The 22062-nt window shown below is 70.9% G+C and carries 19 protein-coding genes and 1 pseudogene; 2 read left to right on the top strand and 18 right to left on the bottom strand.

The annotated features are described in order from the left end of the window. Positions 1 to 5: 5 nt before the first annotated feature. The 8 genes and pseudogenes from O7616_RS04655 to O7616_RS04620 form a co-directional block, all read right to left on the bottom strand. Positions 6 to 1697 (bottom strand): cation acetate symporter, encoded by a 1692-nt coding sequence (locus O7616_RS04655; RefSeq protein WP_282305755.1) that lies wholly within the window; start codon positions 1695 to 1697, stop codon positions 6 to 8. After that, positions 1675 to 2040, bottom strand: a complete 366-nt coding sequence (locus O7616_RS04650) for a DUF485 domain-containing protein (protein ID WP_282263649.1) — start codon at positions 2038 to 2040, stop codon at positions 1675 to 1677. The genes O7616_RS04655 and O7616_RS04650 overlap by 23 nt, the downstream gene beginning before the upstream one ends. 176 nt (positions 2041 to 2216) lie before the next feature. Beyond that, a pseudogene (locus tag O7616_RS04645) lies at positions 2217 to 2768 on the bottom strand (flavin reductase family protein); the annotation flags it as partial. After that, positions 2731 to 3633, bottom strand: a complete 903-nt coding sequence (locus O7616_RS04640) for an alpha/beta hydrolase (RefSeq protein WP_282305753.1) — start codon at positions 3631 to 3633, stop codon at positions 2731 to 2733. The gene O7616_RS04640 and the pseudogene O7616_RS04645, both read right to left, overlap by 38 nt. Before the next feature lie 90 nt (positions 3634 to 3723). Continuing rightward, positions 3724 to 5424, bottom strand: a complete 1701-nt coding sequence (locus O7616_RS04635) for an ABC transporter permease (protein ID WP_282305752.1) — start codon at positions 5422 to 5424, stop codon at positions 3724 to 3726. Beyond that, positions 5409 to 6173, bottom strand: coding sequence for an ABC transporter ATP-binding protein (locus O7616_RS04630; protein WP_282305751.1), 765 nt, complete (start codon positions 6171 to 6173; stop codon positions 5409 to 5411). Before O7616_RS04630 ends, O7616_RS04635 begins: the two co-directional genes overlap by 16 nt. Before the next feature lie 185 nt (positions 6174 to 6358). Further along, entirely contained in the window at positions 6359 to 8002 is a 1644-nt protein-coding gene (locus O7616_RS04625; protein ID WP_282305750.1) for a cation acetate symporter, read from the bottom strand. Between the two features lies 1 nt (position 8003). Further along, positions 8004 to 8417 carry a hypothetical protein gene (locus O7616_RS04620; RefSeq protein WP_282305749.1) on the bottom strand — a complete coding sequence of 138 codons (414 nt, stop codon included), beginning with the start codon at positions 8415 to 8417 and terminating at the stop codon, positions 8004 to 8006. Positions 8418 to 8631: 214 nt separating this feature from the next. Between O7616_RS04620 and O7616_RS04615 the strand changes: the two genes are divergently transcribed. Beyond that, on the top strand, positions 8632 to 9183 hold the full coding sequence (locus O7616_RS04615) for a Uma2 family endonuclease (protein ID WP_282305748.1): 552 nt from the start codon (positions 8632 to 8634) through the stop codon (positions 9181 to 9183). 89 nt (positions 9184 to 9272) lie between these two features. Here the strand turns inward: O7616_RS04615 and O7616_RS04610 are convergent, their stop codons facing one another. From O7616_RS04610 to O7616_RS04580, 7 genes are all read right to left on the bottom strand, one after another. Then, positions 9273 to 11345, bottom strand: a complete 2073-nt coding sequence (locus tag O7616_RS04610; protein WP_282305747.1) for a carboxypeptidase-like regulatory domain-containing protein — start codon at positions 11343 to 11345, stop codon at positions 9273 to 9275. A 163-nt stretch (positions 11346 to 11508) separates the two neighbouring features. After that, complete coding sequence (locus O7616_RS04605) at positions 11509 to 12171, bottom strand: DUF5701 family protein (protein ID WP_282305746.1); 663 nt, start codon at positions 12169 to 12171, stop codon at positions 11509 to 11511. Between the two features lie 65 nt (positions 12172 to 12236). Continuing rightward, the gene (locus tag O7616_RS04600; RefSeq protein WP_282307528.1) at positions 12237 to 12998 is read right to left on the bottom strand and encodes a LytTR family DNA-binding domain-containing protein; all 762 of its coding nucleotides are present in this window, start codon (positions 12996 to 12998) and stop codon (positions 12237 to 12239) included. Between the two features lie 23 nt (positions 12999 to 13021). Beyond that, positions 13022 to 14248: a histidine kinase gene (locus O7616_RS04595; RefSeq protein ID WP_282305745.1), complete on the bottom strand. Its 1227-nt coding sequence runs from the start codon at positions 14246 to 14248 to the stop codon at positions 13022 to 13024. 115 nt (positions 14249 to 14363) lie between these two features. Continuing rightward, positions 14364 to 15017 carry an NYN domain-containing protein gene (locus tag O7616_RS04590; RefSeq protein ID WP_282305744.1) on the bottom strand — a complete coding sequence of 218 codons (654 nt, stop codon included), beginning with the start codon at positions 15015 to 15017 and terminating at the stop codon, positions 14364 to 14366. A gap of 198 nt (positions 15018 to 15215) precedes the next feature. Beyond that, on the bottom strand, positions 15216 to 16787 hold the full coding sequence (locus O7616_RS04585; RefSeq protein ID WP_282307527.1) for a sugar transferase: 1572 nt from the start codon (positions 16785 to 16787) through the stop codon (positions 15216 to 15218). Between the two features lie 264 nt (positions 16788 to 17051). Continuing rightward, entirely contained in the window at positions 17052 to 17912 is an 861-nt protein-coding gene (locus O7616_RS04580; RefSeq protein ID WP_282305743.1) for a DNA-formamidopyrimidine glycosylase family protein, read from the bottom strand. 24 nt (positions 17913 to 17936) lie between these two features. Here O7616_RS04580 and O7616_RS04575 point away from each other — a divergent pair, with 24 nt between their 5' ends. Then, positions 17937 to 19250, top strand: a complete 1314-nt coding sequence (locus tag O7616_RS04575) for a glycosyltransferase family 4 protein (protein ID WP_282305742.1) — start codon at positions 17937 to 17939, stop codon at positions 19248 to 19250. Between the two features lie 228 nt (positions 19251 to 19478). Here the strand turns inward: O7616_RS04575 and O7616_RS04570 are convergent, their stop codons facing one another. Genes O7616_RS04570 through O7616_RS04560 form a run of 3 tightly spaced genes read right to left on the bottom strand, consistent with a single transcriptional unit; the run spans position 19479 to position 21962 of the window. Then, positions 19479 to 20201 (bottom strand): CDP-alcohol phosphatidyltransferase family protein, encoded by a 723-nt coding sequence (locus tag O7616_RS04570; protein WP_282305741.1) that lies wholly within the window; start codon positions 20199 to 20201, stop codon positions 19479 to 19481. Then, complete coding sequence (locus O7616_RS04565; RefSeq protein WP_282305740.1) at positions 20176 to 21243, bottom strand: iron-containing alcohol dehydrogenase family protein; 1068 nt, start codon at positions 21241 to 21243, stop codon at positions 20176 to 20178. Before O7616_RS04565 ends, O7616_RS04570 begins: the two co-directional genes overlap by 26 nt. Continuing rightward, positions 21231 to 21962, bottom strand: coding sequence for a phosphocholine cytidylyltransferase family protein (locus tag O7616_RS04560; protein WP_282307526.1), 732 nt, complete (start codon positions 21960 to 21962; stop codon positions 21231 to 21233). The genes O7616_RS04565 and O7616_RS04560 overlap by 13 nt, the downstream gene beginning before the upstream one ends. Between the last annotated feature and the right edge of the window lie 100 nt (positions 21963 to 22062).

Below are 22062 nucleotides of genomic sequence, written 5' to 3'. Positions count from 1 at the left end.
GAGCGTCAGTGGGCGCCCGCACCGGTGAGGGCGCGCACCTCCAGCTCCGCGTACTTGTCCTCGTCGTGCTCCTTCGAGATGACGGTGCCGATCCACCCGCACAGGAAGCCGAACGGGATGGAGAGGATGCCCGGGTTGGACAGCGGGAACCACTGCCAGTCGTGGTTCGGGAACATGGAGGTCGCCGCGCCGGAGACCACCGGGGAGAAGAACACCAGCACCACGGCCGACAGCAGACCGCCGTAGATCGCCCACACCGCGCCGGAGGTGTTGAACCGACGCCAGAAGAGGCTGTAGAGGATCGCCGGCAGGTTGCCCGAGGCGGCGACCGCGAAGGCGAGCGCCACCAGGAACGCCACGTTGAGGTTCTGCGCGTAGATCGACAGGGCGATCGACACCGCGCCGATGACCAGAGCGGAGATCCGGGCGACCCGTACCTCCTGCCGCTCCGACGCCTCACCCCGCTTCAGGACGTTCGCGTAGAAGTCGTGCGCGAGGCTGGACGACGACGCCAGCGTCAACCCGGCGACCACCGCGAGGATGGTGGCGAAGGCGACCGCCGCGATGATCGCCAGTAGGGCTGCACCGCCCAGTTCACCGCCGAAGAAGCTGATGCCGAGCGCCTCGGCCAACTGCGGCGCGGCCGTGTTGCCGGCCTTGTCCTGTGCGGTGATCGCCTGGCTGCCGACCAGCGCCGCCGCACCGAAGCCGAGGGCCAGGGTGAGCAGGTAGAAGGTGCCGATGATGCCGATCGCCCAGAGCACGCTCTTGCGGGCCGCCTTGGCGGTCGGGACCGTGTAGAAGCGGATCAGGATGTGCGGCAGACCGGCGGTGCCGAGCACCAGGGCGATGCCCAGGGACAGCAGGTCCACCTTGTTGTAGAAGGTCTGTGTCGAGTTGCCGGCGACCTCGACGCCGTACCGCAACCCGGGTTCGAGGAAGGCCCCACCCTTGCCGGACGCCTCGGCCGCCTGGCCGAGCAGCGCGGACAGGTTGAAGTTGAACTTCGCCAGCACCAGGATGGTCATCAGCAGCGCGCCGCCCATGAGCAGGAACGCCTTGACGATCTGCACGTAGGTGGTGCCCTTCATGCCACCCACGGTGACGTAGATGATCATCAGGGCGCCGACCATGATGATGGTGGCCACCTTCGCGGTGTCCGCGTCCATGCCGAGGAAGGTCGTCCCCGGCCGGATGCCGAGCAGCAGCGCGACCAGCGCGCCGGCACCCACCATCTGCGCCAGCAGGTAGAAGATCGACACCGTGATGGTGGAGACCGCCGCCGCCGTACGCACCGGGCGCTGACGCATCCGGAAGGCCAGCACGTCCGCCATCGTGTACCGGCCCGAGTTGCGCAGCAGTTCGGCGACCAGCAGCAGGGCCACCAGCCAGGCGACCAGGAAGCCGATCGAGTAGAGGAAGCCGTCGTAGCCGTAGAGCGCGATGATGCCGGCGATGCCGAGGAACGAGGCGGCCGACATGTAGTCGCCGCCGATCGCCATGCCGTTCTGGAAGCCCGAGAAGGACCGGCCGCCCGCGTAGAAGTCGGTGGCCGTCTTGGTCTGCCGGCTCGCCCAGATCGTGATGCCGAGGGTCACCGCCACGAAGACCAGGAAGAGCGTGATGGTCAGGTTGCGAGCCGTGTGGTTGCCCGCCTCGGCCGCGAGGAACGTCTCAACCGCGTGGACCGTCTTCATGGGTCACCTCCCCGATCTCGGCGCGGATCCGGTCGGCGATCGGGTCGATCTTCCGGTCCGCGTACCGGGAGTAGAGCCAGGCGATCAGGAACGTGGAGACGAACTGGAGCAGACCGAAGACCAGCGCGACGTTGATGTTGCTGCCGAACAGCTTCGTGCCCATGAAGTCCCGGGCATACGCGGAGAGAATGACGTAGAGCGAATACCACAGGAAGAACGCGACGGTCATCGGGAAGACGAAGCCGCGCAGCGCACGCCGCAGCCCGGCGAACTCGTCCGACCGTTGTACGGTCAGGTACTTGTCCGACTGGGGAGCGGCCGGAGCGGGTGTGTCCGTGGACATCTGTGGATCACCACCTTCACAGGCGTCAGAGGGAGTTTCGCGCACGGTAGAGAGCGCGCTCCCCGACGGGGAAGGCCGAGATCGACGCCGGTCGCCGACTGCGCCGAGCGGTTGGCTGGCTGCGCCGAGTGACCCAGGTCACTCCGGTGACCGGTCGGTCCCCGTGGACCGCCAGTTCAGCCCGGTAGCTCGTGGTAGCGACCTCGATAGTGCAGCAGCGGAGAGGTCTCCCCGGTCAGGTCGACCGCCTCGATGGTGGCCTCCACCAGCAGGCCCCAGCCGTACTCCCGGGCGGTGTCCAGGCGGCACCCGGCCCACCCGCCGGCATCCGAGGGGACCGGCCCGTACGGGGTCTCGATCCAGGTGTCGGCGGCGAAGAGCCCGCCGGGAGCGGGGAACAGACCGGCGAACCGGTCGGCGAGCTGCCGGTGCGGTGGGCCGAGCGGCGTGACCGCGAACCGAGAGGCATCCTCCGCCGCCGCCCAGAAGTCGGACTCCGGGTCGATCAGCCCGACCAGCCGGTCCGGCTCCCCCTCGGCGACCAGCGTGGACGACACCGTCAGCCCGGCCGGGCCGGGGGCCGTCCAGAGGGTCACCGGTGCGGCGAGCCGGCCGCGCAGTCGGCGTACCGGTGACCGTTGCCCGGTCGGCACCGCGAACGGATCGGTGTGGTGGATCTCGGCACCCGGCTCATGATTCACGTGAAACATTGTGACCCCGCCGGCCCGGCTCGTGGACCCGGCCGGCGAAGCTCCGGACCAGGTCGGCCACCTCGTCCGCCCGTGTGTCGAGGACGAAGTGCCCGCCGTCCAGCAGGTGCACCTCCGCCCCTGGGACGTCCGAGCGGTACGCGGCCGGCTCGGTGACGTCGAACGAGGTGTCGTGTCGCCCCCAGACGACGAACAGAGGTGGCTGCGTCCGGCGCAGCCAGTCCTGCCAGACGGGGTACGAGGCGACGTTGGTCCGGTAGTCGTACATCAGGTCCAGTTGGCGCTCGATCACCCCGGGTCTGCTGAGGAAGGCGTGCTCGTCGACCCACAGGTCAGGGTCGTACCGCTCGGGGTCCGGGTCGTCACCGACGTGGCGGGTGCGGATCGCCGCCAGCGAGAGGATGTTCTCCCGGACGGCCGCCTCGTGCCCGGCGCGGTCCTGCCAGAACGCCCGCCGGGTCGCCCAGAGCGGCCCCAACCCCGAGTCGTGAGCGACCGCGTTCTGCACGATCAGGCCGCGCAGTCGACCCGGATCGGCGCGGGCCATCCGGAACCCCACCGGCCCGCCGTAGTCCTGCAGGTAGAGCAGGTAGCGCTCGGCCCCGACGGCGGCGGCGAAACTCGTCATCGTGTCGGCGATCCGGTCGAACGTGTACGGGAAGTTGCGCGGATCGGGGCCGTCGCTGTGCCCGAAACCCGGGTAATCCGGTGCGATCAGCCGGAAGTGGTCGGCGAGCCGGTCGAGCAGCGGCTCGAACATCCGCGACGAGGACGGGAACCCGTGCAGGAGCAGCAGCACCGGCGCGTCCGGCGCGCCCGCCTCCCGGTAGAAGACCGAAAGCCCGTCGACGACGACGCGTCGGTAGCGCGTGTGCGAGCCCATGCCGACCGTCCCCTCGTCCCGACTGCTCGCACCATAACGGGAGGTGGGCGCGCCCGGCCGGCGTTCGGCCGGACGGGACGCGCCCCCTGTTCAGCGGCGCGGCGTGACCGTGGCCAGCAGTTCGGGCATCCGACGGTCCAGCACGTCACCGGCCAGGTACGCGCCCAGCAGCGCCGCCCCCAACCCGTACGCCGCGCCCACCGGCAGGGCCAGCCAGAGCCAGGCGTCCCCGAGCAGTGCGGCGGCCACCACCATCGGCACCCCCGCGACCGCCGAGACGACCATGGCGAGCAGGGTGAGCAACCCCTTCGCCATGCCCGCGCCGCTGTTCATCGCGAACGGGTTGCTCGTCTCCGGCAGCGAGTACGCCCCGAGCACCGAGACGAAGCCGGTCACCGCCAACCCGGCACCGTAGGTGGCGATCAGGCTGCCGGCCGTGAGCCCGATCCAGCCCGGTCGGTCGAGCAACAGCGACAGCGCCACCGCGACGACCGCCAGCATCGGCAACACGTACAGCGAGAAGGCCGTCATCCGGGCCCGCAACTCGACCCGACCCGGCACGCCGGCCACCACGTTCGCGGCGTACGCGCTGCCGTCGAAGCCGAACTGGTTGGCCAGGGTGACCGCGGCGACCACGCCCACGACGACCAGGGTGATGGTGACCACGACCGGCGAGTTGCCGCTGGCGCGCGTGCTCCCGTCCTGGTCACCGGTCACGAAACCCGCGCCCCCGAGGTTGACCATGATGGGTACGAAGAGGCCGACCACGGCGATCGTGATCAGGTTGGCGCGGCGGCGAGCGTCCCGCCACCAGTACCGGGACTCCCGGGCGACCAGGGCGCCGAACCGGTCCCGGCGGGCCCAGCCGGCGATCCGGGGAAAGAGTTGGGCGACCGCGCCACCGGTCACCCCGCGCCGAGCCGGGGCCTTACCGGCGCTCGCCGCGCCCACCATCGCCGATTCGAGCGACCGCGACCACCAGGCCAGCAGCGCACCGATTGCCACCAGTGTGATCAGCACCTTGAGCGGCGCGGCCCACACCCGCCCCTGGGCCACGTCGATGCCCGCTGTCCACGGCGCGCCGAGAGGCGTCCAGCCGACCACCGTCGCCATGCCGGTCAGCCGGGTCCAGTCCGCCTCCCGGAGCGCGGCGACGCCGAAGACCTGCAACGGGCCGAGGAGCGCGGCGACGACCGCCAGCAGCACCGCCGCCAGGTCCCGGACCCGCCGGGACCGCAGCATGGTGGCGAAGGCGCTGGTCACGGCCCGGCTGGCCGCCACGCAGAGCAGCAGCCCCGCGATCACGCCGACCACGGCCACCAAACCCGCCGACCAACCGCCCAGCGACCAGGAGGTGAGCACCAGCCCGAACGTCGCGATCAGCACCGCGAACACCGGCACGCTGATCAGAGCCGCCGTGAACAGACCGGTCACCAACGTGCGGCGGGACAACGGCAGCAGCGCGAACCGGGCCGGGTCCAGTGTCTCGTCCACACCGAAGAAGACCAGCGGCAGGAGTAGCCAGCCGAGCACCAGCAGGCCACCGCCCGCCGCCCCGACCAGCACCGCGTACCGGCCGTCGCCGGTCAGGCCGGGCAGGGCGAAGAGGAAGAAGCCACTGACGGCGAACCAGAGCCCGAGCAGCGCACCACCGATGAACAGCGCGATCCGCCAGCCCTGACCACGGAGGCTGTTGCCCATCACTTGCAGCTTGAGCCGCACGAAGTGCCGAGCGGAGACCGTGCGTACGGGCGCGGCGGGCCCGGCGTCCGTGCTCACCGCGACAGCCACGACAGCTCCTCGCCCGTAGCAGTGCGCCCGCCGACCACCTCGACGAACACCTGCTCCAGCGAGCGGTCACCACGGACCTCGTCGATCGTGCCGACCCGCTTGATGGTGCCGCCGGCCAGGATCGCCACGTGGGAGCAGAGCCGCTCGACGACCTCCATCACGTGACTGGAGAAGATCACTGTGCCGCCGCCGGTCGCGTACCTGCTGAGAATGTCCCGGATCAACGCGGCGGAGACCGGGTCGACCGCCTCGAACGGCTCGTCCAGCACCAGCACCCGAGGGCCGTGCAGCAGCGCGCAGGCCAGGCCGATCTTCTTCTTCATGCCCGCCGAGTAGTCCACCACCAGGGTCCGACCGGCATCGCCGAGCGCCAGCACGTCCAACAGCTCCGCGGCCCGCTGGTCGACCACCGCCGGGTCCATGCCTCGCAACAACCCGTTGTACGCGAGCAGCTCCGCCCCGGTCAGCCGGTCGAACAGGCGTACCCCGTCGGGCATCACGCCCAGAAGCTGCTTCGCGGCGACCGGGTCCTGCCAGACGTCCTGCCCGAGCACCCGGGCCGAGCCGGCGTCCGGCCGCAGCAGCCCGACCGCCATCGACAGGGTGGTGGTCTTGCCGGCGCCGTTCGGGCCGAGTAGGCCGTAGAAGGAGCCGGTGGGGACGTCCAGGTCGACGCCGGCCACCGCGATGGTGCCGTCGAACCGCTTGGCCAGGCCACGCAGTGCGAGCGCGGGGTGCTCAACAGTCATGGGTCGACGCTATCCGGCGACCGCCAGTTCCGCCGTCCGGCGACGGGCGGACCGGGATCATCCTGAAGTCGTAGACCCCCTGGGAGGCGGTTGATCCACTCCAGGTCGCCCATGTGGGGGTGTCACGGCGTGGGGATACCGCCAGATCGCCGACCTGGAGTGGATCACGCGGTCCCGCGCGCTCGTCACTGCATGCGGAGGGCTTCGGGAGTGTGCAGGCGGAGCATGGTGGCCGCGACGTCGGCAGGTGCCCGTCGACGGGTCGCCATCGACACCGCGACCATCACCGTGAAGGCCAGCGGCACCGTCCAGGCGGCCGGCTGCGTGGTGAGCGTGGCCGGCCAGCCGGAGAGTGGCGGGCCGAGCACGGTGACCAGCACCGCCCCGATCGCCGCCCCGCCGCCGACCAGCACCCCGGCGGCGGCACCCAGGTCGGTCAGGCCACGCCACCAGATGCCGAGCACCAGCAGCGGGCAGAAGCTCGACGCGGCGACCGCGAAGGCCAGCCCGACCACCTGTGACACGTCCATCCCGGAGACGTGCAACGCCAGCACCGTCGGCACCGCTCCGGCGATCACCGTGGCCAGTCGGAAGCCGCGTACCGAGCCTCGGCCGAGCACGTCCGTCGAGATCACTCCGGCGACGCTGGTCAGCAGCCCGGACGACGTGGAGAGGAACGCCGCGAACGCGCCCGCCGAGACGAGCGCGGCGAGCAGCCGGCCGACCGTCCCGTCACCGAGCGCCGCACCGGGCAGCAACACCACCACCGCGTCGGTCTGCCCGCTGACCAGCAGTTGCGGCGTGTAGATCCGGCCGAGCACGCCGTACAGGGTGGGCAACAGGTAGAAGGCGCCGACCAGGGCCAGCACGACCAGGGTGGTCCGGCGTGCCGCCGCGCCGTCCGGGTTCGTGTAGAAGCGGACCAGCACGTGCGGCAGGCCCATGGTGCCCAGGAAGGTGGCGAGGATCAGCGAGTACGTGGCGAAGAGCCCTCGGTCGTCGTCCCCCGCCGCGCTGGGCAGTAACCAGTCGCTCGCCTCGGTGGCCACCCCGGACACCTCCGGCACCCTGTCGCCCGCCGCGAAGGTCAGCTCGTCGCCGGGGCGTACCTCCCGGATGTGGCCGTCGGCCAGGGTGAGTGTCGCGCGGTGCTCGACCACGACGGTGGTCGCGGTCCGGAACGTCGGCCCGTCGGGCGGAGTCACCGCCGGGCGGCCGTCGGCCTGCCACTGCAGGGCCAGGAAGATCACGGGTACGGCGAGCGCGGTCAGCTTCAGCCAGTACTGGAACGCCTGCACGAAGGTGATCGCCCGCATGCCGCCCAGTGCCACGTTCGCGGTGACGACGGCCGCCACCAGCAGGGCACCGAGAGGGTACGGAGAGCCGGCCACCGTGGCCAGGGTCAGCCCGGCGCCCTGGAGCTGCGGTACCAGGTACAGCCAGCCGATGAAGATCACGAATGCGGTGGCCAGGATCCGTAGCCGGCGCGACCCCAGCCGTAGCTCGCAGAAGTCGGGCAGGGTGAACGCGCCGGACCGGCGCAGCGGTGCCGCCACGAAGAGCAGCAGGGCCAGGTATCCGGCGGCGAACCCGACCGGGTACCAGAGCACGTCCACGCCGTACTTGAGGACCAGCCCGGCGATGCCGAGGAAGCTGGCCGCCGACAGGTACTCCCCGCCGATCGCGGCGGCGTTCCAGGTCGGGCTGATCGCCCGCGAGGCGACCAGGAAGTCGGACGTGGTCCGGGCCAACCGCAGCCCGTAGAAGCCGATCCCGACGGTGACCAGGGTGACCGCCACGATGGCCGGCACCACGAAATCGTTGCCCACCTCAGTGCTCCGGCCGCTGCACCAGGTCGGTGAAGTCCTGCTCGTTGCGTTCGGCCAGCCGCACGTACGCCCAGCCCACCCCGATCAGGAACGGGAAGGAGGCCACACCGAGCAGCAGCCACGGCAGGTTGACGCCGGCGACCGTGGTCCGGCCGAGCGGGGGTGCGATGGCGAACAACCACGGCAGTCCACCCAGCCCGATGGCCACCACCAGCGAGAGTCGCAGCGCCAGGGCTAGTTGAGCCCGGACCAGGCCGCGAACCAGCGCCTCACCGACCTGGGTCTGCTGGGCCAACTCGGCGCGGGTCCGCTCGGCGCGGGTGTCCTGCCTGGTGATCTCGGCCAGCACGATCCGGGCCCGCCGGGGCGGCGGTACCGCACCGCCCGACCCCACGTCAGGGATTTGCTCGGCCACCCCGGCAGTCTGGCCCGCTGGGGTGGATTGTCAAGCGCAGGCGCCCGACAGCAGGGCGCGCGTTGCCGGCAGCCGTTGTGGATAACCTGTGGAGAATCGTTCACCCCTGTGGATAACTCGCCAGTGACGCAAGCTGGCCTGTGTGAACGCCCGAGGCTCGTTGTGGACGACCGTCCGAGCTGTCAGGGTGGTCCGGTAGAGAGGAGGTGTGACGGTGACCAACCCTGCCCGGCCCGGCTGGGGCGATGCCTGGACGGTGGACGACCTCCGGGGCCTCCCCGAGGACGACCAGGTCTACGAGATCTTCGACGGGAGCCTACTCGTGTCCCCCCACGCGGACGTCTTCCACGGCGCGGTCGCCAACCGCCTCCGCCGGCTCCTCGATCGGCAGGCCCCCACCGGTGTGCTCGTCGGTCAGGACATCGGGGTGAGTGCGAGACGCTCCTCGTACTTCGTGCCGGATCTCTTCGTCGCACGCGAGAGCGCACTGTCCAGCGGCGGTGCCGCGCTCGACCCGGCCGACGTGCTCCTCGTCGTCGAGGTGATCTCACCGAGTAACGCCGGCCGCGACCTGGTGCTCAAACGTCACGAGTACGCGGCCGCCGGCATCCCGCTCTACTGGCTGGTGGAGCCGCGCAAGCAAACCCTCACCGTGCTGGTCAACGGTGCGGGCGGTTACCGTGAGCAGGCAACTCCGCCGGTCGGCGAGGTCTACCGCACCGAGCAGCCGTTCCCCCTCGCCCTGCCGCTGGCCGACATCTTCTGACCCGTCACCCCTCGACGCACGAGCGGACAGATCCTCGGACACGAAGCGGGGCCGGTGGCACACCGCCACCGGCCCCGCCTCGTGTGACGTCAGCTCGTCGCGAGGACCAGACCGACGGACATGCTGCCGCTGGCCGGAACGGTGAACCGCTCCAGCTTGCGGGTGCCGTCCGGTTGGGTGACCAGGTAACGGCCGTCGAAGTACTCGTCGCCGAGCGACACGTTGTAGGTGAAGAAGATCCGCTGCGGGCCCTTGAGGTGCATGCTGAACTGCCCCTCGCTGATCCAGCCACTGCCCGCGATGTCACCGGTGTCGACGCTGCGCGCGATGACGTACCCACTGTCGAACGCCGTGCCGTCCGGTGTGCGGAAGGTGCCGGTCAGCTCGGTGCCCTGATCGAGTTGGGTGTTGTAGGTCGCTGCCGCACCGGCGGTCACCGTCACCGGAGCGGCGGTGTACCGGCTGGTCTTGTCGCCGGACCACTCGCTGGCGTACTGATAGCCGCCGACCACCACCGGCCAGGCGTACGGGCCCAGCCCTTTGAGGGTGTAGACGCCGTTCTCGTCGGTGGTGGCGTCCTCGGCACCGACCCCGGGGTGGGCGGTCAGGATCGACACACCGACGTTCGGCATCGGCTGCCCCGACGGGTCGGTGATCGTGCCGGTGATCGTGCCGGCCCGGTCCAACTTCACCTGCGGCGCGGTGGCGACCTGACCAGCGGTCGCCGTGACGACTGCGGCCTCCCGTTCGTCGCCACTGCCACCGTCGGCACCCACCCACTGGCGGCCGTGGGTGTCGTTGCGCGGCACCGCGAGGAGCTTGTAGCTGCCGGCGGTGAGCGGCCCGACCTGGATCCGGCCGTAGTGGTCGCTGCAGTCGCCGTAGCCGTCACGGAGCGAAGCCTGCTTGGGCAGGAACGCGTCCAGGCAGATGTTCGGCACGGGTGACCCGCTCTGCCGGTCGACGATGGTGGCGCTGATGACCGCGGCGGGCTTCAGCTTCACTGTCAGCTTGGTGTCGCTGTTCGCCTTGACCCGCACCCCGGTCACCTCGCGGTTGAAGTGAAGCTCGTCCGGTGCGTCCACGTAGATGGTGTGGCGGCCCTGCGGCAGGTCGGTGACGGTCGCCTTGCCGGTGCCGTTGCTGCAGACCGACTGGGCGCAGAAGTCAGCGATCGGGGCGCCGGTGACCGCGTCGACGGCGGACACGGTGACCGTGCCGGTGCCGAGCAGGCTGTCCTTGATGGACGTCGTCTGCCCGCCCCGGACCTCGACGATGTCGGCCTCCTCGCGGGTCAACGTGCCGCGGTAGTACTGCTGCCGTTCGCCGGCGCTCAGGCCGACCTTGTACGCGCCCTGAAGGACCTGGACGGAGAACTCACCGTTCGCGTCGGTCTGCGTCCACGCTCCGCCATAGGAGTCGGCGGCGCTGACGTCGACCGAGGCGTCGGTGAGCGGCGCGCCGGCGGCGGTGGTGAACCGCCCGGCCAGCACACCCGTCGGCAGGACGGTGTCGTTGACAGCGGTCGTCTCGTCCGCCTTCACCTGGAAGACGTCGGCGCTCTCCTCGTCCAGCTTCCCGGGAACGTACTGCTCCTGGTAGGAGCCCTCGATCGGCCGCATGCTCACGACGTAGCCACCGGGCTTGACGGCGATCGTGAACCGGCCCTGGTCGTCGGTGCGGCCCCAGGCCCGGGCGCCCGTGTCGACCTCGCGGGCGTCCACGCTGAGGTCCGCGACCGGGTCCCCGGCGGTGTTGACGAGGCGACCGGCGATGGTGCCGACCTCGAAGAGCTGCTCGTCGACCCGGGTGGTGCCGCCCTCGGTGACGGTCACCGGGTCCGCGTCGAAGGGGCTGACCTTCTGGTGGTGGTACTGCTCGGGCCGATCCCACGAGAAGTAGCCGACCAGGTAGGAGCCGGCCCGCAGCCCGCCGAGGCTGTAGTTGCCGTCGGAGTCCGTGTCGGTGGAGGTGACGTACGCGTAGCTGTCGCTCCGGTAGAGCTGCACCTGGACCGCTGCGGCGGGGGTGCCGGTGTTGGTGGTGACTCGTCCACTGACGACGCCCGTTGGCGCGGCCTGGGCCGGAGTGGCCCCGGGCAGCACGAGTGCCGCCACGACGGCACCGGCCAGCAGGCCGCGGCGGCCTGGGATTAGCTGCATCGATGTCCCAACGTGATGGTGGTGGGGCGATCGAGCAGACTCCGCCTGCCCCGATCCGGCGCCCCGTACGCGAATCGGTGTCAGGAGAATAGGTCACGGGCGATGACGGCGGGGTGCCCGGTCGGTCGGATCCGCACGACCGGGCATTTCCCCTCGTAGATGCTCAGTCCATGCCGACGCGCTCCGGACGGGCCGAGGCGGAGCCGAGCCAGGTGTGCGGGTTGCCGTACCAGCACCAGCCCAGCTTCGGTGCTCCCTGGCTGATCCAGAGCGCCGGCACCCGCTTGTCACCGCTTCGGGATCCGACGAGCGAGAAGCACCTGTTGCTGGCCAGCGCGGCCGGGTGCAGCGTGACGAAGGCCAGCCCCTCGTCGATGGTGAGCGGCAGCCGACCCTGGGCGGTGATCTGCTCCATGGCCGTGGCCGGGGCCAGGTTGCGGAACTCCTCGCCCCGGTCGACGTCGAAGAGCAGGTACGCGGGCCCGGCCGGCACCTCCAACTCCTTGATCGGGTCGAAGCGCGGCAGGTCGTCCTCGGCGTAGTTGCGGTCGACGACACCGGGCTTGCGCTTGCCGGCCAGCGTGGTGAGCCCCAGGCGTTCCGGTACTCCGACCAGATCCCGGGTGACGACCAGCAGGAAGGGCACTCGCGCGTCGGTGGGGGCGGGCAGCCCGGCGGTGCCGTCGGCCGCCCTGGCCCGCAGTGGCGCGACCAGGTCTCGGAAGGCGGTCTCGGACAGCCCGGCCAGGGCCGGGTAGCCCAGTCGCACCAGGTGGTCGACTTGGCGATCGAACTCGGTCTCGGCGTCGAACGGGGTCACGGTCACGGCGGCCTCCCGGAAGTCGTACGGACTAGCGTACAACGTACGGTAGGCGTCTTTGCATTCCCGATTCAGCGATTCCAGTCCTGCTTCGCGGCCCTGACCAGCTTGTCCTTCAGCTCCCGGGTATGCCGACGGCTCACCGGCAGCTCGGTCGAGTCGATCACCACGACATAGCCGGAGTTGACCAACCGCAGCTCCGCGATCAGCTTCAACTGCACGAGGTACGACCGGTGCACCCGGACGAAACCGGCATCGGCCCAGCGTTCCGCCAACGTGGCGAGCGAGACCCGTACCAGGTGCGACCCGTCCGCGGTGTGCAACCGGGCGTAGTCCCCCTGCGCCTCCACCCAGCGCACCGCCGAACGCGGCAGCATCCGCGTGGTGCCGGCCAACTCGATGGGGATCGTCGGGTCCTCCTCCGCGCGGGCCAGCGCCGCCGGGTGCGACGGCACCACCCGCGACCCGATCACCCGGCGCAAGGACTCGGCCAACCGGTCGGCCCGGACCGGTTTGCGCACGTAGTCGGTGGCACCCAGGTCGAAGGCGTCCACCGCACCGTCGTCGTACGCGGTGACGAACACGATCGCCGGTGGCCGGGCGAACCGGCGCAGCACCCGGGCCAGCTCCATCCCGTCCAGCCCGGGCATCCGGATGTCCAGGAAGACCACGTCGACGTCACCGTCCCGCAGCAGCCGCAGCGCCTCGGTCGCGTCACCGGCGGTGAGCAGCCGGGCCACCCGGGGGTCGGCCCGAAGGTGGTACGCCAATTCATCGAGCGCGGGCGGCTCGTCGTCCACCGCCAGCACCCGGAGGAAGCCGGACGCGTTCACCGCGGCCGTCCCGGTCCGCTCGCTCACGACCCGGCCCGTACACCCGGGTGGAACTTCGGCACCCGCATGCTCACCTTCGTGCCCGAGCCCAGCCCGGTCTCCACGACCAGGCCGAACCGGTCGCCGAAGACCGACCGCAGCCGCTCGTCGACGTTGGAGAGGCCGACGTGCCGGCCCGTGTCGTCGCCCGGGTCGCCGGTGCCGCGGGCCAGCTCGGCGATGCCGGCGGTCAGCGTGGTCGGGTCCATTCCCACTCCGTCGTCCTCCACCGTGATGTGGCACTCGGCACCCGCGTCCCGGGCCTCGATGCTCACCATGCCCGTGCCCGGCTTGCGGGACAACCCGTGGCGGACCGCGTTCTCCACCAGAGGTTGCAGGCACAGGAACGGCAGGGTCACCGGCAGCACCTCCGGGGCGATCTGCAACCGCACCTGCAACCGGTCGCCGAACCGGGCCCGCTCGATGGTCAGGTAACGGTCGATGGAGCGCAACTCCTCGGCCAGGGTGGTGAACTCACCGTGCGCCCGGAACGAGTAGCGGGTGAACTCGGCGAACTCCAGGATCAGCTCCCGCGCCCGCTCCGGGTCGGTGCGGACGAACGAGCCGATCGCGGTCAGCGCGTTGTAGATGAAGTGCGGGCTGATCTGCGCCCGCAACGCGCGGATCTCGGCGCGGGCCAGCCGTTCCCGGGACGAGTCCAGCTCCGCCAGGGCCAGCTGGTTGCCGGCCCAGTGCGCCGTCTCAAGAGTGGCCTGCACCAGCCCCGGTGGTGGTGGGCTGTCGGCGACGGCCACCAACGCGCCGACCACCCGACCGTCCGCCCCCCGCAACGGCGCGACCATCGCCCCACGGATCGGGCAGTCCACCCGGTCGCAGTGCAACTCCTGCTCGCCGAGCACCGTCGAGCGGCCGGTGTCCACCGTCCGCTGGGCCGCCGCGAGCAACTGCTCGCCGTGGTGCGTGCCGCGCCCGTCGAGGGCCAGCAGCCGGTCGGTGTCGGTGATCGCGAGCCCGACCGCGCCCACCAGGGCCCGCAGATGACGTACGGCCTTCGCGGCGCCCACCTCGCTCAGCCCCGCCCGCAGCGGTTCGGCGGCCAGGCCGGCGGTGTGCAGCACCTCGTAGGTGGCCCGCTGGGTGGCGGTGGCGATCCCACGGCGGGCGCGCAACCGCAGCACCGCCAACAGGGCGGCGGTCAGCGCGGTGACGAGCGAGACGACGCCGACCACGGCGGAGAGGTTGGCACCCACGCAGCGATCCTTGCCCCTGCGGGCCGACCCGCCAAGCCCCAGGCCTATCGCGTACGGCAGGTTGAGGTCCGAGACCCGGACGGGAGAGGGTGGCGGCGTGGCAAGCGCAGGTCCGTCAGCTCCACTTGGCGGGGCGGGTGTAGCTGCGCCCCGTCGCTGGGTCCGCGACGATGTTGGGCAACTGGGCGTCGCGTAGAGCTTGCTCGCGGATGAAGAACTGACCGAGATCGCCGACGCTGGTCAAGTGGCTGGAGGCCTTGGTGTTGCCAGGTGGCATGGCGAGGTAGATCCGTTGGTTGGGGTTGACCGCCCGTACGGTGGACAGCGCCGGGGCGAGGTCGGTGTCAGCGCTGATGAGCAGGGTGGTGTCCGCGATGCGGAGGGCCGCGTCGGCGACCATCATCGCACCGAGTGCGACGTCGGTCCCCTTCTCCTCGAAGCTCCTGTACTGCCGGCCGCAGCCACAGCTGTAGCTCTGTCCGCAGCGGCGGCAATCCTTGATCGTCCGCTCCTTGAATCGCCCGAGGTGCACAGTGAGCAGCCCACCGTTGCGGATCTTCATGGCGTCGATGTAGCTGGTTTGGTTCTGGGCGGCGGCAGGTTCGTTCTTGACGATGGCTGAGAAGTAGTGGACCCCGGTAACGGTGTCCTTGGGCCTGAGTTTGCGTACGAGTTCGACGACGTCGAGCCACATGTGCTTGCGGCCGTACTTGTTCTTCATCCCGTAGTACAGGTTGAAGCCGTCGATGTAGGCGGCGACTGTGGCCACGTCCACCCCTCTGGTTCTCGGTGTTGGTGTATGGTTGGCCCATACGACGCCGAGAGATACGGCAGGAACGGCCCCCGACTGGGGGCCGTTTTTTTGCCCTGATTGCCGTTGGTCACCTTATCGCTACCGTCCGACGATACTGATGCGAGGTGGCCACGGCTGCGCGGCACCGGTGGCTCGAAGCCCTCGAAACAGCGGCTAGTACGCGCCCTTGCGGGCGAGCACCACCCCGACGGTGCGCCACAGGATGCTCAGGTCGTACGCCAGCGACCAGTTGTCGACGTAGTAGAGGTCCAGTCGGACCGACTCGTCCCAGGACAGGTCGGAGCGGCCGGACACCTGCCACAACCCGGTCATGCCGGGGCGGACCAGCAGTCGGCGGCGTACGTCGCCCAGGAAGTCACCGTCGTCGGCCGGCAACGGGCGGGGCCCGACCAGCGACATCTCACCCCAGAGCACGTTGATCAGCTGCGGCAGCTCGTCCAGCGAGGAGGCCCGCAGGAAGCCACCGACCGGGAAGACCCGGGGGTCCTGCTTCATCTTGAACAACATGCCGTCGGTCTCGTTGCGGTCGACGAGGCTGGCCAGCCGATCCTCGGCGTCGACGTACATGGTCCGGAACTTCCACACCCGGAACGTGCGTCCCTCGTGCCCCACCCGGGGCTGGCGGAAGAACACCGGCCCCCGGTCGGAGGTCTTGATCGCCACGGCGATCACCACGAAGAGCGGGATCAGCAGCAGCAAGCCGAGACCGGCGGCGACCCGGTCCATCAGGTTCTTGGCCAGCAGCGCGGGACCGGAGAGGGTCGGCTCCTCGACGTGCAGCAGCGGCAGGCCCTCGATCGGCCGGATGTGCACCCGGGGCCCAGCGATGTCGGTGAGCTGCGGCGCGACGACCAGGTCGACGCCGGAGCCCTCCAACTGCCAGGCCAGCCGACGCAGCTCGCCCGGCTCGGCACTGGCCGACCCGCAGACGGCGATGGTGTCCCCGCCGACCTCACGGACCAGGGCCAGGACGTCGCGGCCGGCGTACACCGGAACCGGGGTCGGCATCCCTCGGGCCGCCGCGTAGCCGTCGGTGATGTGGATGGCGACGGGCACCAGCCCGGCGGCCGGGCTGCGGGTGACCGCCGCGTAGACCTCCAGGCACTCCGGAAGGGTGCCGACCAGCACCATCCGGTGGGCGGCCTGGCCGGCCCGACGCCGGATGTAGTGCAGCGCCCAGCGGGCCACGAACCGACCCCACAGGATCAACAGCAGCGCACCGAGCAGGGCCGTCCCGACCGTCCACCGGGACAACGCGGTCTTGGTGGCGAAGGCGAGGAACGAGACACTCGCGGCCACCGTCACCGCGGCCCGGATCACCCGCTTGAACTCGTCTGGGCCGAGCCCCAGGTACCGCCGGTCGTACGCCCGGTTGCTCCAGAGGATCACCACCCAGCCGAGCGGAAGCAGCAGGTAGGAGATGGTGTGGAACCAGGTCGGGTCCTGGTTGGTGCCGGTGAACCCGGAGGCGGCCTGGTCGAACAGTTGGATCGCGATCCAACTGGCGAAGGCGGCCGCGCCGAAGTCGAGCAGCAGCAGGATCGCGATGTAGGGGCGGTGCCAACGGGAAACCCGGCGTCGAGCCCTGGTCCACGCCGACCGAGGGACGCCGTTGTGTGACGGCGGCGTCGGCGGCTGGATCTCGAAGCTGTCGACGTGCCGCACGAGTCTGCTCCGGCCTTCGTTGGTTACCGGGCGCTGGAGGCTTGCCGTCACCTCACCCATGTCCTCCCGCATGACACGGGCCGCTCACTCGGCGTGAGGGCCCGGGTCGCCCACCGTCCCAGTCTCCCACGCGAGCTCCGACCGGTCGCCGCCCCGAAGGAGATTGGCGACCGATGGTGCCGGCGGGATCTGGCCGGCTCCGCACCATTTCAGAAGCCGGGGACCGGGCCACTATACCGATGGATGCGCGCGTGGCGAGAACGGCGGACCGGAGCTTCCGCTCAGGAAGGCCGATTCCGCTCCGTAGTCGCCGAGTGGAATTACTCACCGTACGAGGCGGGACAACCGTCGGTCAGCGAGGGGTTTGCCGCCGGTCTGACAGTTCGGGCAGTACTGCAGGCTCGAATCGGCGAACGACACCTCGCGCACCGTGTCCCCGCACACCGGGCAGGGCAACCCGGTGCGGGCGTGCACCTTCAACCCGGAGCGCTTCTCGCCCTTCAGCTCCGCCGCCCGCTGACCGAGGGAGCGCTCGACCGCGTCGCCGAGCACCTGCCGGGTGGCCGCGTGCAGCGTGGCGATCTGCGCATCGGTGAGCCGGTCGGTGATCGCGAACGGGGACAGCTTCGCGGCGTGCAGGATCTCGTCCGAGTACGCGTTCCCCACCCCGGACAGCACCGACTGGTCGGTCAGCACCCCCTTGACCTGCCCCCGCCGGCTCCGCAGTCGCTCGGTGAACGTGGGCAGGTCCGCGGCGAGCGCGTCCGGCCCCAGCTTGGCCACCCCGGGGACCGCTGACACGTCGGTGACCAGGTACGCGGCCAGCTTCTTCTGGGTTCCGGCCTCGGTGAGGTCGAAGCCGGAGCCGTCGTCCAGGCGTACGCGCAGCGCGATCGGGCCCTTACCGGGGCGCAGCGGGGTGGTGGCCGGGAACGCCTCCCGGTAGTGCAGCCAGCCCGCCCGGGCCAGGTGCACCACGAGGTGCAGGTCACCCTCGAAGAGCACGTCGAGGAACTTGCCGTGCCGACTGGCGTCGACCACCGTCCGACCCGCGACCGCGGTCGGTGCCGGTTCGTACGTCTTCAGGGCGCTGATCGCGGCGATCTCCAGCCGGTCGACACGCCGCCCCACCGCGCGCTGCCGCAGGTAACCCGCGAGCGCCTCAACCTCCGGTAGTTCGGGCACCAGCCAACGGTAGCCTTCTTTCCCGTGAGAATCGTGGTGGCGCACAACCGGTATCGGGAAGCTCAGCCCTCCGGCGAGAACACGATCGTCGACTCGGAGATGGCGCAGCTCACCGCTGCCGGCGTCGAGGTGCTGCCCTTCATCCGCAGTTCGGACGAGATCCCGTCGATGTCGAAGGCGGCGAAGGCGCTGCTGCCGATCTCGCCGATCTGGGCGCCACGTGCCCAGCAGGACCTGAGCCGACTGCTCACCGAGCACCGGCCGGACGTCCTGCACCTGCACAACCCGTACCCCCTGATCTCGCCGTGGGTGGTGCGGACCGCGCACCGCCACGGCGTGCCGGTGGTGCAGACGGTGCACAACTACCGGCAGGTCTGCTCCTCGGGGATCTACTTCCGCGACGGCGTGATCTGCCAGGACTGCAAGGGCCGGGCGCTCGGGGTGCCGGCGATCAAGCACCGCTGCTACCGCGACTCGGCCGCGCAGAGCGCCCTGATGGCGACCACCCTGGCCGTGCACCGGGGCACCTGGCGTTCGGTGGACCGGTACGTCGCGCTCACCTCGGCGATCGCCGACCACCTCCGCGACTACGGCATTCCGGACGAACGCATCGTGGTGAAGCCGAACTCCGTACCCGACCCGGGCCGGCCGACGCCACTCGGCGACGGGTTCCTCTACATGGCCCGACTCAGCCCGGAGAAGGGCGTCGACCTGCTGTTGGACGCCTGGCGTCGGCACCCGGTGGGCACGCTCGGCACGTTGCGCATCGCCGGGGACGGCGAGCTGCGGCCGCTCGTGGAGTCCGCCGCCGCCGAGCGACCCGACGTCGTCTACCTCGGTCAACTCGACCGAGCCGGGGTGCGGGCAGCGGTCGAGGCGAGCGCCGTGGTGATCGCCGCCTCCATGTGGCACGACGTGCTGCCGACCGTGATCATCGAGGCGTTGGCCAGTGGTCGGCCGGTGCTCGGCACGGCGCTCGGGGGAATTCCGTACCTGGTCGGGGCCGACGCCCCGCACGAACCCGCCGGCACCGGCCCGGCCGCTGCCGCCTCCGCCGTCGCCTCGCCGGTCGCGTCGGAGGTCGCCTCGCCGGTCGCGCCCCGGGTGGCCGGGGGCGGGTCGCCCATGCCGACCGGGACCGGTCTGGGCGACGCGGGCTGGGTGGTCGCCCCGGAGCCGGCCGCGCTGGCCGCCGCCCTGCCGATCGCCCGCGCCGGTGCGCCCGCACTGGCCGGGGCCGCCCGCGCCCGCTACGAGCGCACCTTCCACCCGGACGTGGTCACCAAGCAGCTGATCGACATCTACGCGGGCCTGGCCCGTACCCCCACCCGCGCCTGACTCCCGTCCCGCGCGGCGTCGCCCCGCGCCCGCGGTGCCCCGCGCCCGCGGTGCCCCGCGCCCGCGGTGCCCCGCGCTGGCGGTGCCTCACGCCGTGCGGCCGCAAGATCCGCACAACATCGGGGAAGTTGCTGTCTCCGGCGCCCCGGAGGCAGCAACATCGCGGAAGTTGCGCGAATCTTGCGGGCGGCGGGGCGGGGTGCGCGGGGCGGGGTGCGCCGGGGTGGGTCAGCGTAGGGAGGCGCGGGCGGAGAAAGCGATGCTCGCCAGCAGGAAGCCACCGTTGACGATCGTGAAGGCGACGATCACCCAGAGGACCAGGGCGGGTGCCACGGCCAGCACCAGGGCGGCCACGAAGACCACCGCGCCGTAGTCGCGGACCAGCTTCACCAGGCGTACCGGCAGTGAGTTCGAGGTGACCATGCTGGCCGCGTTCGGGCCGGATTGCATCACCGACGTCACCAGGTTGACCATCCAGGTGCCGGCGAAGGTCGCCACCAGCCAGGTCGGGGTGGACGGCTCCTGCGCGACGGCGGTGGCGGCCAGCGCGGCGACCAGCGCGATCTGCGCGGCCACGTCGCAGAGGATGTCGATGCGGGCGCCCGCCGGGCTGCCCTGGCCGGTCACCCGGGCGAGCTGCCCGTCGGCGCAGTCCAGGGAGTACGCCACCTGCCAGCCGATCAGGGCGAGCAGGCCGACCACCCAGGCCGGTACGTCTCCGTCGGCGACCGGGCCGGCGAGCGCCACCACGGTGACCGAGGTGGCCAGCCCGAGCACCAGGTTGGCGAGGGTCAACGCGGTCGGGCGCAGCCCGAGGCGCTGGGCGACGAGCGCGAAGACGGCGCCCAGCCACTGGCTGATCGACTCGCTGAACAGGCCGCCACCCCGGTTCACCCGGTGGAAGTCGGCGACGGTGGGACGGGGGTCAGCCAAGCTGGTCGCGGATTGCACCGGCGTAGTCTGCCAGCCGGTCCCGCGTCTCGGTAGGCGACAGTGCCAGGTGTTCGAGGATGGTGTACCGGTCCGGGCGGGTACGTGGTGCGAACTGCACCGCCTCGACGAACTGGTCGTCGGTGAGCGCCACCTCGGCGGGGAGCCGGGGCAGACCGTGTCGGGCGAGGCAGGCCGACATCTCCCCGAAGCGCCGCTGATCCCCCCGCAGCCAGGTGCAGAACAGCGCGCCCAGCCCGGCCAGCTCACCGTGTGAGGCGGTGCCGGGGAAGAGCGAGTCGACCGCGTGCATGATCTCGTGGCAGCCGCCGCTGCACGGTCGGCTGGTGCCGTCGACAGCCATCGCCAGGCCGCTGGAGATCAACGCCTCGGCCAGCACGGTGACGAACGCGTCGTCCGTCATGTCGCCCGGGTGGTTGAGCACCGCCTCGGCGCCCGCTCGCGAGAGCGAGGCGGCCAGCCCGTCGACGGGTTCGCCGCGTACCTGGCGGGACAGCTCCCAGTCGGCCAACGCGCTGATGTTGCTGATCACGTCACCGATGCCGGCCCGGTTGTGCCGGTCCGGGCCGCTCTCCACGAAGTCCAGGTCGACGATCACCGCGATCGGGATGTGCACCCCGTAGGAGCCTTTGATCCCGTCGGTGATCAGGCTGGCCACCGGGGAGGCGATCCCGTCGTTGGCGAGGCTGGTCGCCACCGACACCATCGGCAGTCCTCGGCGGGTGGCCGCGTACTTGGCCACGTCGATGGTCTTGCCGCCGCCGATGCCCACGACCGCGTCGTACGACCGGGCGCGGAGTTTGCCGCCGAGGTCGTCGGCGGCTTCCAGCGTGCCCCCGGCGACGGTGAACACGTCGGCGGTACGCAGTGACGGCCGGATCAACTCCGCGATCTGGGCACCCTGACCTGGGCCGACCACCACCGCGACGTCACCGCCCGAGGAGATCCGCCCGTCGGCGAGGATCGCGGCCAGGTCGGCGACCGCCCCCCGTCGTACGTCGATGTGCAGCGGGGTGAGGACGCTCCGCGCTAGTAGCGGCACGCGATCTCCCGCGCGCGGGCCAGGTCGGCGTGGTTGTCGACCTCGACCCACGGGACGTCGCCGATCGGCGCGGCCCGCACCTCGCCGCCCCGGTCGGCGAACTCCTGGTAGCCGTCCTCGTAGTAGAGGTTCGGGTCCCGTCGCCAGGTCGCCTCCAGCGCGTCGGCGAGGGCGTCGGCGACCTGCGGCTCGATCAGGGTGGCACCGATGTACTCGCCGTACGCCTCGCCCGGGTCCATGATCTTGGTGATTCGGGTGAGCTGGCCGGCGGCGTCGAAGGTGGTCTTCATCTCCTCCTCGGCCAGCGGCTTGAGGGTGTCCACGGCGAGCAGGATGCCCGGCCCGCGCTCGGCGAGCAGGGTCTTCTCCACGCTCACCGGGTGCACGGTGTCCCCGTTGACCAGCAGGACCCCGCGTGCGAAGTGCTCCCGGGCCAGCCAGAGAGAGTAGGCGTTGTTCCACTCCTCGGCCTTGTCGTTGTGCACCAGGGTGAGGCTGACGCCGTACTTCTTCTCCAGGTCCGCCTGGCGGGAGACGACCGCGTCCGCCGCGTAGCCGACCACGATCACGATGTCGGTGAGCCCGACCTCGGCGAGGTTGCCCAGCGCGATGTCCAGGATCGTGGTCTCGCCGTCCACCGGCACCAACGCCTTCGGCAGGGTGTCGGTGTACGGACGCAGCCGGCGTCCCGCTCCGGCCGCGAGCACCATTCCGATCATCGCGACATCCTCCCTCGTCCTGCTGCCCGTCATCGGTGGAGGATAGCGCCGGTCGGTCGGCCCGCTCTGGTCAACCGGGCAGCCCGGTGACGCGGCCCAG

The organism is Micromonospora sp. WMMD964, assembly GCF_029581455.1.
Lineage (GTDB): Bacteria > Actinomycetota > Actinomycetes > Mycobacteriales > Micromonosporaceae > Micromonospora.
Note: the sequence above shows the minus strand (reverse complement) of the source record. Positions and strands in the feature narration are given on the sequence as shown.

Bases quoted from the DNA above. Each gene is read 5' to 3' on its own strand.
- O7616_RS04560 (WP_282307526.1), bottom strand. From the start codon at position 21,962: ATGATCGGAATGGTGCTCGCGGCCGGAGCGGGACGCCGGCTGCGTCCG.
- O7616_RS04650 (WP_282263649.1), bottom strand. From the start codon at position 2,040: ATGTCCACGGACACACCCGCTCCGGCCGCTCCCCAGTCGGACAAGTAC.
- O7616_RS04585 (WP_282307527.1), bottom strand. From the start codon at position 16,787: ATGGGTGAGGTGACGGCAAGCCTCCAGCGCCCGGTAACCAACGAAGGC.
- O7616_RS04630 (WP_282305751.1), bottom strand. From the start codon at position 6,173: ATGACTGTTGAGCACCCCGCGCTCGCACTGCGTGGCCTGGCCAAGCGG.
- O7616_RS04610 (WP_282305747.1), bottom strand. From the start codon at position 11,345: ATGCAGCTAATCCCAGGCCGCCGCGGCCTGCTGGCCGGTGCCGTCGTG.
- O7616_RS04640 (WP_282305753.1), bottom strand. From the start codon at position 3,633: ATGGGCTCGCACACGCGCTACCGACGCGTCGTCGTCGACGGGCTTTCG.
- O7616_RS04655 (WP_282305755.1), bottom strand. From the start codon at position 1,697: ATGAAGACGGTCCACGCGGTTGAGACGTTCCTCGCGGCCGAGGCGGGC.